We start from the raw sequence: 13,077 nt of genomic DNA, 5'->3' as shown, positions 1-13,077 counted from the left end.
GAATGAGCCGGAGCGCAATTGGATACGGTCTTTCGCTCCGACTGCGGACAGTACCGCACAGTTGCTGGAAGTCTGCTGCTATTTCCAGCGTGCCGTAGGTGGACGAATGATCAGGCCACCGCGGCCTTCGCGCCGGTGGTTGAGCGGCCGCTTGCTTCCTCACCCTTGACCGGAATGAAGGCGGCGATCGCGGCCGAGGCCAGCGCCACCCCGCAGCCGATGAAAAGCCCTGTGCGGAAACCATTTTCGGTCGGAATCGGATGACCGCCGAGCGTGGTGCTCATTTGCGCCAGCACCGCGCCGATGACCGCGGCCGAGAACGAGGTGCCGATCGAGCGCATCAGGGTATTGAAGCTGTTCGCCGCCGCGGTCTCGGATAGCGGCACCGCGCTCATGATCAGCGCGGGCATCGCGCCGTAGGCCAGCGCCACACCGCAGTTGCATACGCAGACCGCCACCAGCAGCCCCCAGGTGGAACCCATGAGCACCGTCGAGGAGGCGTAACCGGCGGCCAGCACCAGCGCACCGGCGACCAGCGTCACCTTCGGACCGCGCGCCGCCGACAGCTTCGCGCCCAGCGGGGACACCAGCATCATCATCAGCCCGCCGGGGGCCATCCACAGGCCCATCGCCAGCATCGACTGTCCCAGGCCGTATCCGGTGGACCTGGGCAGTTGCAGCAGCTGCGGAATGATCAGCGAGGCCGAGTACATGCCGAAGCCGAGCACCATCGACGAGGCATTGGTCAGCAGCACCCTGGGCCGCGCGGTGACGCGCAGATCCACCAGCGGATCCCGGGTGCGCAACTCCCACCAGCCCCACAGCGCCAGCGCGAGAACCGCCGCGACGAGCAGTCCGATGATGCCGCCGTTGTCCCAGCCCCAGCTCGCGCCCTTGGAAATACCGATCAGCAGGCAGATCAGACCGACGCCGAGCCCGACCGCGCCGACCACGTCGAAACGCCCCTTGGCGAGCACCGGGACATCGGGCACCACCACGTAGATGAGAATCGCGATGAGCAGGCTCAATCCGGCCGCCACCCAGAACAGCACCCGCCAATTCGCGTGCTGCGCAACCGCTGCCGCGACCGGCAGGCCCACCGCGCCGCCGATTCCCATGGAGGCGCTCACCATCGCGATGGACGGGCCGAGCCGTTCGGCGGGCAGCAGATCCCGCAGCGCCGAAATGCCAAGCGGCAGAATGCCCATGCCCATACCCTGCAATCCGCGCCCGATGATCATCGGCGCGACGGATCCGGCGACGGCGCACAGCACCGAGCCCGCGATGAGCGGGACCGTGGAGATCAACAGCATGCGGCGCTTGCCGTAGAGGTCGCCGAGCCGCCCCGCGACCGGTGTGGTGACGGCCGCGGCGAGCAGGGTCGCGGTCACCACCCAGGAGGCATTGGATCCGCTGGTGTGCAGCAGCGCGGGCAGTTCGCCGAGCAGCGGCACCGCCAGGGTCTGCATGACGGCGGCGATGATGCCCGCCATGGCGAGGACGCCGACGATACCGCCGGGCCGTCCGCCGATCGGATCGCCGGGCCCGGGGACGGCTGCCGATCCGGCTCGGGCGTCACTTGCTGACACGGCCACGCGCTTCTCCTCATCGATCGAGTGCAACGCATGTGTACGGTACACACGATATGCATGGTGCATATCAATGCTGTGACCCAGATCACCTGTGATAGACAGGCTCACGCAGGCAGCAACGGAAGGACGGCATGGAAAAGCCCACGGACCGGGTCGAATTCGAAACCATGCTGCTCGGCCGGTACACCATCAACGCGCGCTACCGGCGCGACGGCACCCGCCTGGACCGCAGCGCCTACGTGCTGCTGAGCCGGCTCAGCGCCCAGGGACCGATGACGATCGGCCAGCTCACCGAGGCATTCGGCCTGGACACCTCCACCCTGAACCGACAGACCGCGGCGCTGCTGCGCGCGGGCGTGGTGGAACGCATCGCCGATCCGGACGGCGGCATCGCCCGCAAATTCCGGATCACCGCGGCGGGCGAACGCGGCCTGGAGCAGGAGCGCGCGGCCAATACCGAAGGGCTGCAACGGGTCATGGAGAACTGGTCGGCCGAGGACGTGGCGATCTTCGCGGGCTACCTGGAGCGGCTCAACACCGATATCGAGCGCATCGACGGAAGACCCTGGCCGCGACCGTGATTCGACCTCGCGGCGCCGCCTCAGGCCGTGCGGATCATGACGCGGCCGAGGTTGCGGCGGGTGGCGATGAGATCGATCGCGGCATCGATTCCCTCGAACGGCAATACGGTGTGCCGGGGGCGAATCAGCCCGGCCGCCAGCAGTTTCCACAGTTCGGCACGGTAGGAGTCGATCAGGTCCGGCCGGGTGCGGCTGAGCAGGCCGATCGAGAATCCGGTGACGGTCTTCAGATCGGCGAGCAGACTGTTCGCGTCGACCGTCCCGCGCCCGGCGCTGTACGCCACCAGACGGCCGTGCGGCGCAAGCACTTCCACGCCGCGCTGGACGAGCTCGCCGCCGACGCCGTCGAGCACCACATCCACGCGTTCGGTCCACGGCTCGTCGTAGGTGACCACGGCATCGGCACCGCACTCACGCACGAACTCGGCCTTCTCGGCGGAGCTCACCGCCGCGGCGACCCGGCTCGCGCCCAGGGCTTTGGCCAATTGCACCGCGAGATGGCCGCTTCCGCTGGCCGCGCCGGTGATCATGATCGACTCCCCCGCCCCGAATCGTCCGGCGCGCAGCGCACCCAGCGCCACCAGGCCGCCCCGCACGATGGCGAGCGCATCGGCGGCGACCACCCCGTCGGGGATCTCGGTTACCAATGCCGGTGCCGCCAAGACATATTCGGCGTACGCGCCCTCGAACACCACACCCGCCACCCGGCGGCCGACCCATTCCGGCGCGATGCCGGAGCCGACGGCGACGACGACGCCCGCGATCTCACCGCCGGGATCGATCGTGGTGTCCGAGGCGATCATGCGAACGAGCCCCACGCCGACGCCCGCGAGTTCCGAACGGACCAGCAGCTGTCCGGGACCGGGGACCGGCTCGGCACCGGCGATCTGCTCGGGAACACCGGAAAACCGCAGCTTGCGCATATGAAAAGCCCTTCGCCATAATCTTGTTACGGTCACAAGATTAGGGCGAAGTGAATTTCTATGTCAATCCTAAAATTCCGCTAACTGGAGACCTTGTCATCCAGCTCCGCGACCCGATGCGATTTGGTGCCCCAGCCCACGTGGGCCTCGGCGCGCATGCGCTCGACCATGTGCGGGTAGTGCAGCTCGAACGCCGGACGCTCGGAACGAATACGCGGCAGCTCGTAGAAGTTGTGCCGCGGCGGCGGGCAGGAGGTCGCCCACTCCAGGGAGTTGCCGTAACCCCACGGATCGTCCACGGTCACCACTTCGCCGTAGCGGTAGCTCTTGAAGACGTTCCACACGAACGGCAGCATCGAAGCGCCGAGAATGAACGCGCCGATCGTGGAAATCGTGTTGAGCGTGGTGAATCCGTCGGTATCCAGGTAGTCCGCGTAGCGGCGCGGCATACCCTCGTTGCCCAGCCAGTGCTGCACCAGGAACGTGGTGTGGAAGCCGACGAATGTCGCCCAGAAGTGCCACTTGCCCAGGCGTTCGTCCATCATGCGGCCGGTCATCTTCGGGAACCAGAAGTAGATGCCCGCGAAGGTGGCGAACACGATGGTGCCGAAGAGCACGTAATGGAAGTGCGCCACAACGAAATACGAGTCCGACACGTGGAAGTCCAGCGGCGGGCTGGCCAGGATGACACCCGACAGACCACCGAAGAGGAACGTCACCAGGAACCCGATCGACCACAGCATGGGCGTCTCGAACGTCAACTGTCCGCGCCACATGGTGCCGATCCAGTTGAAGAACTTCACGCCCGTCGGAACCGCGATCAGGAACGTCATGAACGAGAAGTACGGCAGCAGAACGGCTCCCGTGGCGTACATGTGGTGCGCCCACACCGCGATCGACAGCGCCGCGATGGCCAGCGTCGCGTAAACCAGTGTGGTGTAACCGAAGATCGGCTTACGTGAGAAGACCGGGTAGATCTCGGTGACGATGCCGAAGAACGGCAGCGCGATGATGTACACCTCGGGATGGCCGAAGTACCAGAACAGATGCTGGTACAGGATGGCCCCGCCATTGGCCGGATCGTAGATGTGCCCGCCCAGGTGCCGGTCGTACGCCAGGCCGAACAGCGCCGCGGTCAGCAACGGGAAGGCAAGCAGCACAAGCACACTGGTGACGGCGATATTCCAGGTGAAGATCGGCATCCGGAACATGGTCATACCCGGGCAGCGCAGGCAGACCACCGTGGTCAGCATGTTCACGCCACCCAGAATCGTGCCCAGGCCCGAGACGGCCAGGCCCAGAATCCACAGGTCCGCGCCGACGCCCGGCGAATGCACGATGTCCGACAGCGGCGTGTACGCCGTCCAGCCGAAGTCCGCCGCACCACCCGGGGTCACGAAGCCCGCCGTCGCCATGGACGCGCCGAACAGGTACAGCCAGTAGCTGAACGCGTTCAGGCGCGGGAACGCCACATCGGGCGCGCCGATCTGCAACGGCAGGATGATGTTGGCGAAGCCGAACACGATCGCCGTGGCGTAGAACAGCAGCATGATCGTGCCGTGCATGGTGAACAGCTGATTGAACTGCTCCGTGGACAGGAACTGCATGCCCGGGCGAGCCAATTCGGCGCGCATCAGCAGCGCCAGCAAACCGCCGATGAGGAAGAACGAGATGGCGGTGGTCAGGTACATGACGCCGAGCACCTTGGGGTCGGTCGTCGTCACCGCCTTGTAGATGAACGAACCCTTGGGGCCCAGCCGCGCCGGGTAGGGCCGAGTGGCCTCTAATCCCGATTCCGGCTTGGGGGCTACGGCAGTCACCACATCCTCCTCGAGGTCGGTCCGCAGCTGGTCCTATCGGCTCCGGAACCCACGATGAACGGCGCTCAGCGTACTCATAGCAATTCGATTCTGGCAGAGAACACTCCGGCCGGACAGTCAGGACACCGGTTTGAGTTCGGGCGGCTTCCAACTGCCGTCGGTCGCCTCGGGTCGCGGCGCGTACAACCGCAGGGTCAGCGAAAAGGTGCCCGACGCCGGGATGGGCAGCCAATTGCCGTGCGGCACGGCCGGTCCCGGATCGGCATTCTGCACGGTGATCTCGAAGGAACCGTCGGGACCCGGCACCGGCGGCAGCTGATGACCGAGGGTGTAGATGCCCGCCGGATTGGCCACCAGGAAATCATCCGAATCGTAGGCGGTCAGCGACCAGAAGGCGTCCACCGGCGGCAACTGGCCCGGATCGAAGCGCAACCGGAACGAGCGCGGCTGGCCATTGTTGTCGGCGGATAGATCCGAGGTGGTCGGATACAGCGCGTCGCGGCGCAGATTCGCGCCCAGCCCGGAGAGCGCGGTACCGGCCCGCAGTGCGTAATCGGTGCCGTAACTGCCCAGATTGTCGTGGAAGAGCCAGCCGTTCTCGGTGTACGCGCCCGGGTCCACATAGCCCGCGATGGCCTTGCGCGCGGCCGCCGCGGCGGCGTCGAGATCCTCCAGGCGCAGGGCGTCCACATTGCCGCCGGGCGCGATTCCGATGGCGGCGAAGCGTTTCAGCGCGGGGGCGTCGGCTTCGGCGGGCGTGTCGGTGGACATGAGATCGCACAGTCGATCGAAGAACCGGCGGCCGTCCAGCGCCGCCACATCCTTGACCGGATAGCTGCGGCCGCCCTGCCCCTGCGGGATCGGCACGCCCGGGGTGAGCGCGGTGCGATCGGCCAGCCAGGAAGCCAGTGGGGCCAGCCGCAATTGGTCCTGGATGGTATGTACCGCGGGCAGATCGGCGACACCGTTGACCTGCACGCGGCCCAGCAGCCACGCGGTGACCGTGGGCATGCGCAGATGCGCGACGCCGTCCGGCACCTGCCCGGTCCAGTGCGGGCCGCTGATCAGATATGTGAACGGCGGATCGGCACGGCCGCTGTCGGGCCGCACGCTGCCGGGATCGTGCACGGTGTTCGACCAGGCGTCCAGCAATTGCATCAGCCAGAAGCGGCCGCGCTCGATCGCGGGCACCTGCAACACCATCGGCGAGTCGGCCAGATCCAGCCAGGCGGTCGAATAGAGGGTGTCCAGGTTGGTGCGGACCAGCAGCCGATCGGCCGACGTGGGCAGCCCCTGCGCGTGCCGGAAGCGATTCACCGGACCACCGGTATCCGCCGTCGCGTGCATGAGCACCAGCGGATATCCGAAAATATATGCGTCGGTGGCGATTGCGACGGCATCGGTGCTCGATACTGTCGACGTGGTGGATGTACCCGAAGATTCCTCGGAGCGGCTGCACGCGGCGATGGACAGCCCGGCGGCGGTGGCCAAACCGAGCATGGCGCGACGACTGATGGCGCGATCCATGATCAACAAAACGTATCAAACCGTCCAGGTGGAAGGGGTTTTGGCGCGAAGTTCATCGCCAATTCATCCCCCGACTTCACAGAAACCTCATGGGACGCGCTTCACTATCGGAACCATGAGTCGCTCGGTCCGCACCCGCATCATCACCGCAGCCGTGATCGGCACCCTCGGCACGCTGCTGGCCGCGGGCGCCGCCACCGCCACCAGTGAACCCAAGGCCGTCATCCAGGGCCGCACCGCCGTCACCGCGCACGTCAGCGGGGAGAAGGCGGGCAATCGCTGTCAGATCGCGGGCAAGAATCTCGCCGGGCCGTGGGGCGTGGTGGATAAATCGGGCACGGTCGATCTCACGCTGGGCCCGATCCGGCCCAATGGCAAGCACATTCGCGTCATCTGCGAGGACCCCAAGCGCGGTGACAGCTCCATGCACACCGTGCGCTCGGACCGGGTCAGCTACGGCAACGCGCTGTCCCCGCTGCGCCAGATTCTGAACAGCCGATTCTTCGGACAGTGATCCGCTAGGCCACGCGGGCGGCGGCGACCGCGGCGCGCACCGCGGGGGCGGTCTCGGCGGCGAAATACTGTGTCTCCCGCTCCCCTTCGGGATTCACCGGGAGCAGGAATTCGCTGATGCCGTGCGCCAGCGCCACCTCGGTGAGCTGGGCGACCGGCATGGACGGATCCATCACGTAGGCGCGGCGGATGAGGGCGGGGACGCGGCCCGCCTCGCGAGCGCCGGTATCGATGGCGGTCATCAGGCGCGGCAGCGCGTCCGGGGGCGAATAGGCGAAACTGCCCAGCCAGCCGTCGGCCAGCTCACCGGTCAGGCGTAGGGCGCGCGGACCGTAGACGCCCAGCCAGATGCCGATCCGATGCGCCTGTGCCGGGCCGACTTTCGCGCCGTGCAGGGAGTAGAACTCGCCGTCCAGGAACGGGCGGCCGTCCGCACCCCAGACCGCGCGGATCACCCCGACCGCCTCGCGCAGCGCGGTCAGCGCCTGCGCGGGGGTGCGGCGTTCCCCGCCCATGGCGACGATGGCATCCCAGAACGCGCCCGCGCCCAGGCCCAGTTCCATCCGGCCGCCGCTGAGCAGATCCAGGCTCGCGGCGCTGCGGGCCAGCACCGCGGGCGGGCGCAGCGGCAGATTCGCCACCGCGGGCATGAGGGTGAGCCTGCGGGTGATGGCGGCGGCGTAGGAGAGCAGGGTCCAGGTGTCCAGGAAGGCGGGCTGATACGGATGGTCCTGCACCGCCAGCACTTCCAGGCCGGAATCGTCGGCGCGGCGAATGAGCCGCAGCAGCGCCTGCCCGCGCGCCGCCTCGGGCGGAACGAATATCCCGAACCTCAGCTCATGCCCGTAGTCAGCCATAGCGAATTCAAAGCTACCCCCGCTGACCTGCCGCTGCGGCACGACCCCCGTCTCTGCGGCGAGTCCGGAGCGTCACCGCCGCGCCCGTTCCCGGCCACCGAAGGTCACGGGCCGCCACCCGATCGTGATCCTTCGGCGACCTGAATCCATAATCGTTGGCGGGCAACGGAATACAATCGATACGTGCAGCACCACAGCACCGTGGACGCCGCCCGGAGACATCTGAGCGCGGTGGACCCCGCAGCCCTGCGTCATGCGCGAGACCGCTTGGCCGAGACCGGAATAGCCCGGCTCGGCTTCCTGCTGCCGCATCGCGTCAAACGCGCCCTGGCCGCCGAGGCGCTCGCCATCGTCGACCATCATCTGGACTGGGAAGTCCCGGCCGCCGAATCGGAGGCGACGCGGACCGCGGAGCCGCCCGCACGGCACACCGTCGATATCGGCTCCCGCGAAGTGGTCGCGCGCGGGCAGTGCATTCCACAGCTCTACGACTGTGAACCCTTGCGGCACAAGCTCGCCGAGGTGGCCTCCCAGCATGTGCTGTCCTGTCCGGCCCCGCGGCGGTTCGCGGTGCGGCGACGGCATCACGATGACGTCATCGGCCAATGGCATTGGGATGACTACGCTTTCGCGCTCGTCCTGGTGGTGGAGTGCCCGCCGCTGGAGGACGGCGGTTTCGTGCAGACCGTCGCGCACACCCGGCGGGACTGGGACCACTCCGATATCCATCGCACGCTGACCCGCAATCCGATTCACTCCTGGGAGCTGACCGCGGGCGATCTGTATCTGATGCGCACCGATACCACCCTGCATCGCGTGCATCCGTTCGCACACGGGCGGCGCACCATTGTCGGCATGCATTTCGCCTCGGTCGAGGAAGCCGAGCGGGAAGAGTGGAATGACGCCGAGCAAACCGATCGCAACCAAACCGATAGTTTGCGTTCCGAAGTTCGGGCTATGACGAAACAAGCACAGTGATAACGTGATTCCCCGTCAAGGCAGCGGGGGGCAGCGTCGCCGACCGTAATTCTCCCCGGCAGTCTGTGCGAGCCCTCCCCGGCTCGATGCTGCCCCCACCGGTTAGGCGAAACCGATGGACCTCCTGAACCCTCTCGACGCGATCTTCCTCGCCGTCGAATCCCGCGAACACCCCATGCACGTGGGCGGCTTGCAGCTGTTCGAACCACCCGCCGACGCGGGTCCCGAATTCCTGCACGACGTCTACGACTCGATGGCCGGCTCCACCGAGGTGCGCACCCGCTTCCGGCGGCATCCCAGCCGCAGATTCGGCGGCTTCTCCAGCCTGACCTGGTCACATGCCGACAAGGTCGATCTCGGCTACCACCTGCGGCGTTCCGCCCTGCCCACCCCCGGCGGCATGGACGCGCTCATCGACCTGACCGAACGACTGCACGGCACCCTGCTGGACCGGCACCGGCCGCTCTGGGAGGCCCGCGTCATCGAGGGACTCGACGACGGGCGCTTCGCCGTCTACGTGAAAATGCATCACGCCCTCATCGACGGCGTCTCGGCCATGCGGCTGCTCCAGCACACCCTCACCGACGATCCGTTCGACGCGCGCGTGCGGGTGCCGTGGGGCACCGCGCCGGTCGTGCAGGACGCACCCGAACCACCGAGCCCGTGGTCACAGCTGCGAAAAGCGTTGCCGCGCATGATCAGAAGTACGGCCTATATCGCCTCGCCGCTGCGCGGGGCCATCGACGGGCGGCTCACCATGCCGATGACCGCGCCCAAGACCATGTTCAATGTGACCATCGGCGGGGCGCGGCGCATCGCGGTGCGCTCCTGGCCGCTGGAGCGCATCAACGCCATTCGGCTCGCCACCGGCGCGACGGTCAACGACGTGGTGCTCGCCATGAGCGCTGCGGCGCTGCGGGCCTATCTGATCGAACACGACGGACTGCCCGCCGAACCGCTGATCGCCATGGTGCCGGTGAATATCCGCAGCGCCGCCGAGGCCGATGCCGAAGGCAATATGGTCGCGGCCTGCCTGGCGAATCTGGCCACGCACCTGGATGATCCGCTGGCGCGACTAACCGCCATCAGCACCTCCATGCGCGAGGCCAAACAGGTTTTCACCCAGCTGCCGCGCATGGAGGCGATGGCGCTGTCGGCACTGCTGATGACACCGCTCGGGGTTTCGCTGATGCCGGGATTCGAGGCGCTGCCGCGGATGCCGTTCAATCTCGTCATCTCCAATGTGCCCGGGCCCCGTAAACCGGTCTATATGCAGGGCGCGCGATTGGACAGCAACTATCCGCTGTCGATTCCCTTCGAATCGCAGGCCATGAACATCACGCTCACCACCAATGGCGACAATCTCGATTTCGGGTTCGTCGGCTGCCGCCGCACCGTCCCCGATCTGGACCGGATGCCCGCCCATATGGAGGCCGGACTGGCCGAGTTGGAACGGGCCATCGGCTGATCTCTACGCTGATTCCGTGGATACGCGTTGGCCGGAACTGCGGAAACAGTGCCTGATCACCGAGGACGAGCAGATCCTCGCGCTCAATAAGCCCGCCGGGATATCGGTGACCGGCGAGCGCCACGACACCGATATCGTGGAGCTCGCCGCGGCCGCCGGGGAGACGCTGTACCCGGTGCATCGCATCGACAAGGTCACCTCGGGCATGGTGCTGCTCGCCAAAGAGCTGCCCGCCCACGGGGAATTGACGCGGCAATTCAACAAGCGGACCGCCGCCAAGGCCTATCTCGCGGTGGTCGAATCGGGTGGGCTGCCCGAGCGCGGGATCATCGAGCTGCCCCTGAGCGTGGGGCGCAAGAACCGGATCCGCATTGCCGCGCCGCGCGAGAGCATTCGACGGGACGGCGATCGCTGGCTCGTCGACGAACGAGATGTGCTGGCGGGCAAGAACTATCCGTCGATCACCGAATTCGCGCGGGTGGCCGCCGACGAATCGCGCACCGTGCTGGCGCTGCGGCCGATCACCGGCCGCCGCCATCAGATCCGGGTGCACCTGGCCTGGATCGGCCACGCGATCATCGGCGATCCACTGTTCGACAAATCCGGGGCCTTCGATCGCACCTATCTGCATTCCTGGCGGCTGGGATTGGACGCGTCCTGGCGCACTCCCCCGCGGCTGGAGCTGGAGGCCGAGCCGGGTGCGGACTTCTGGGCCATCGGCGATATCACGAACGATCCGGAAGCGTTGTTGAATGACGCGCGAAAAGCCATGAGCCGGGCCACCACAAGCGGTGATTGATGTGAGATCGCTATATTCGGTGGCGAGTCTCACCGAGACCGCATAGTGGCAGCTCATCTAGCCTGAGTTGGTGGCGCGGCGTTGCGCCGCTGCGGGCGCGGTGATGCGGCCCTTCACAGAAAGTGATGCCGATGGTTCTGCTGGCACAGCTGAGTGACACCCACTTCAATATGGGCGCCCGGAACAATGAACGCGCCGAACGGGTGATGGCCTTTCTGGCCGAACTGCCGCAGCGACCCGACGTCATCATCGTCACCGGCGATATCGCGGATGAGGGCGATATCGAGGAATACCGGCAGGCCCGCGCCGCCCTGACCGCCGATGTGCCGGTGATTCTGCTGCCCGGTAATCACGATGACCGCGGCAATATGCGCACCGTGCTGTTCGACGAGCCCGCGAGCTACGCACCGATCAATCAGGCGCACAGCGTCGACGGGCTCACCCTGGCCCTGCTCGACTCCAGCATTCCCGGGAAACCCGAAGGGCTGCTGGAGGACGCCACCCTCACCTTTCTGACCGATCTACTGGCCGCGACGCCGGCCGACGAACACGTGCTGATCGCCATGCATCATCCGCCGACGGCGGTGCAGAGCACGGTCTGCGATCCCATTCGGCTCACAGAGCCGGAACGGCTCGCCGACATCGTGGCCGGGGACGACCGCATCCTGGGCATTCTCACCGGGCACGTACACGCGGGATTGGTGACCACGTTCGCGGGCAAACCGCTGATCGTCGCGCCGAGCGTGTCCTCCACCATCGGCCTCGAATGGGAAAGGGCCGCACCGGGTCACGTGCCGATCGATTTCGCGCCGGATCCGTCGCTGCTGTTCCACTCCATTCGCGACGGCAAGCTGCTCACCATGTTCCGGCCCATCGCCATGGGCGGCTGGCTCAGCGAACCGCAGGACTGAGCGCACCTCGGCGATACGCGGAAGGCGTTGTGCCCGTCCATCTCTTGAAGGCGTGGATGAAGGTGGACGCCTCCGCGTAACCGAGCCGGATCGCCACATCGCTCACCGAAAGCGGCGTGGCGGTGAGCATTTCCTCGGCCAGCGCCCGGCGGACTTCGTCCAGCAGCTGCCGGTAGCTGGTGCCCGCGGTATCCAGATGCCGCCGCAGCGTCCGGGTGCTCATATTCAGATCCCTTGCCACCGAATCGATTCCGGGTGGCGCGGCGAATCCGTCCGCACCGCCGCGCGGCACCAGCAATTCCCGCACATCCGCCGCGATGCCGGTGCGCGCCCGCCGCCGCGACACCAATTCCCGGCACTGCGCCAGGCACATGGCCAGGGTGTGCTCATTGGCCTGCGGCAGCGGCTGCTCCAGCACCGCCGGATCCATCGTGAACAGATTGTGCGGGCGGTCGAAACTCGGTAGCAGACCGTAGATTTCGAGATAAGGCGCGGTATCGTCCGGCGCGGGGAAATCGAATTCCGCGCGCACCAGATCCACCCGATGCCCCAGCAGATCGCACAGCATCTGGTGCATGGCGGTCACATCGCGCTCCACCAGGAATCGGCGCACATCCGCGGGCACCCGCTCATCGTGAATTCGCGCCACGAACTCCCCGGGCTGCCAGCGCGCCACCGGAATGCAGAAGGTGAAACTGAGCTCCAGGTACCGCAGCGCGAAGGCGATGGCCTCGCCGAGGGTAGGACTGCTGACGCAGGCGAAGCCGAAAATCCCGAAGGTGGTGATCCGATACCGGCGGCCCAGTTCCAGTCCCAGACTCGACCGATCCCCGAGCTCGCGCACCAGATTCCGGATCACCGCCAGTTCGGTGTGCGCGTCGATCTGCGCGTCCGGATCGGCAAGCACCTTCTCGGTGAGCCCGCTGCCCTGCAGCATGCGCCCCGCCGCCACCCCGTGCTCGGCCGCGAACCCGACCATCAGCGCCACGCTCGCCACCCCGCGCGGAAAGTCCCAGTCCTTGATCCCCGCCTCCGGCACCGTACTCATAACCGAATTATGGCCGAAACTCTCGATCCGGTCTGCTACGCGGCGCGAAGCGGGCTTCTA

General features: G+C 66.8%; 12 protein-coding genes. 6 read left to right on the top strand and 6 right to left on the bottom strand.

Translation table 11 applies throughout. The annotated features are described in order from the left end of the window. Positions 1 to 110: 110 nt before the first annotated feature. Positions 111 to 1,493, bottom strand: a complete 1,383-nt coding sequence (locus tag ACFC0O_RS28185; protein WP_375963910.1) for an MFS transporter — start codon at positions 1,491 to 1,493, stop codon at positions 111 to 113. A 230-nt stretch (positions 1,494 to 1,723) separates the two neighbouring features. Between ACFC0O_RS28185 and ACFC0O_RS28180 the strand changes: the two genes are divergently transcribed. After that, positions 1,724 to 2,173: a MarR family transcriptional regulator gene (locus ACFC0O_RS28180; RefSeq protein WP_364641265.1), complete on the top strand. Its 450-nt coding sequence runs from the start codon at positions 1,724 to 1,726 to the stop codon at positions 2,171 to 2,173. A 20-nt stretch (positions 2,174 to 2,193) separates the two neighbouring features. On the opposite strand, the gene ACFC0O_RS28175 is transcribed toward ACFC0O_RS28180, so the two are convergent. From ACFC0O_RS28175 to ACFC0O_RS28165, 3 genes are all read right to left on the bottom strand, one after another. Further along, complete coding sequence (locus tag ACFC0O_RS28175) at positions 2,194 to 3,096, bottom strand: zinc-binding dehydrogenase (protein ID WP_375962847.1); 903 nt, start codon at positions 3,094 to 3,096, stop codon at positions 2,194 to 2,196. Positions 3,097 to 3,176: 80 nt separating this feature from the next. Next, a complete protein-coding gene (ctaD, locus tag ACFC0O_RS28170) occupies positions 3,177 to 4,916 on the bottom strand; it encodes a cytochrome c oxidase subunit I (protein ID WP_364641272.1) in 1,740 nt (579 codons plus the stop codon). Between the two features lie 117 nt (positions 4,917 to 5,033). Next, complete coding sequence (locus ACFC0O_RS28165) at positions 5,034 to 6,443, bottom strand: DUF1254 domain-containing protein (protein WP_375962845.1); 1,410 nt, start codon at positions 6,441 to 6,443, stop codon at positions 5,034 to 5,036. Between the two features lie 115 nt (positions 6,444 to 6,558). Between ACFC0O_RS28165 and ACFC0O_RS28160 the strand changes: the two genes are divergently transcribed. Continuing rightward, on the top strand, positions 6,559 to 6,957 hold the full coding sequence (locus tag ACFC0O_RS28160; protein ID WP_364641278.1) for a hypothetical protein: 399 nt from the start codon (positions 6,559 to 6,561) through the stop codon (positions 6,955 to 6,957). A gap of 4 nt (positions 6,958 to 6,961) precedes the next feature. On the opposite strand, the gene ACFC0O_RS28155 is transcribed toward ACFC0O_RS28160, so the two are convergent. Continuing rightward, on the bottom strand, positions 6,962 to 7,813 hold the full coding sequence (locus tag ACFC0O_RS28155) for an LLM class flavin-dependent oxidoreductase (RefSeq protein WP_375962843.1): 852 nt from the start codon (positions 7,811 to 7,813) through the stop codon (positions 6,962 to 6,964). A gap of 183 nt (positions 7,814 to 7,996) precedes the next feature. On the opposite strand from ACFC0O_RS28155, the gene ACFC0O_RS28150 reads away from it, so the two are divergent. The 4 genes from ACFC0O_RS28150 to ACFC0O_RS28135 all read left to right on the top strand — a co-directional run bounded on the left by ACFC0O_RS28150 (position 7,997) and on the right by ACFC0O_RS28135 (position 11,969). After that, entirely contained in the window at positions 7,997 to 8,791 is a 795-nt protein-coding gene (locus ACFC0O_RS28150) for a hypothetical protein (protein WP_375962841.1), read from the top strand. Positions 8,792 to 8,906: 115 nt separating this feature from the next. Beyond that, positions 8,907 to 10,259: a wax ester/triacylglycerol synthase family O-acyltransferase gene (locus ACFC0O_RS28145; RefSeq protein WP_375962838.1), complete on the top strand. Its 1,353-nt coding sequence runs from the start codon at positions 8,907 to 8,909 to the stop codon at positions 10,257 to 10,259. A gap of 16 nt (positions 10,260 to 10,275) precedes the next feature. Continuing rightward, positions 10,276 to 11,058 (top strand): RluA family pseudouridine synthase, encoded by a 783-nt coding sequence (locus tag ACFC0O_RS28140; RefSeq protein WP_375962836.1) that lies wholly within the window; start codon positions 10,276 to 10,278, stop codon positions 11,056 to 11,058. A gap of 131 nt (positions 11,059 to 11,189) precedes the next feature. After that, positions 11,190 to 11,969: a metallophosphoesterase gene (locus ACFC0O_RS28135; RefSeq protein WP_375962834.1), complete on the top strand. Its 780-nt coding sequence runs from the start codon at positions 11,190 to 11,192 to the stop codon at positions 11,967 to 11,969. On the opposite strand, the gene ACFC0O_RS28130 is transcribed toward ACFC0O_RS28135, so the two are convergent. Beyond that, the gene (locus tag ACFC0O_RS28130; protein WP_375962832.1) at positions 11,950 to 13,017 is read right to left on the bottom strand and encodes an AraC family transcriptional regulator; all 1,068 of its coding nucleotides are present in this window, start codon (positions 13,015 to 13,017) and stop codon (positions 11,950 to 11,952) included. The genes ACFC0O_RS28135 and ACFC0O_RS28130 overlap by 20 nt on opposite strands. Between the last annotated feature and the right edge of the window lie 60 nt (positions 13,018 to 13,077).

The organism is Nocardia sp. NPDC056100, assembly GCF_042266325.1.
In the GTDB taxonomy this organism is placed as follows: domain Bacteria; phylum Actinomycetota; class Actinomycetes; order Mycobacteriales; family Mycobacteriaceae; genus Nocardia.
This window is presented reverse-complemented; position numbering and strand designations above follow the sequence as displayed.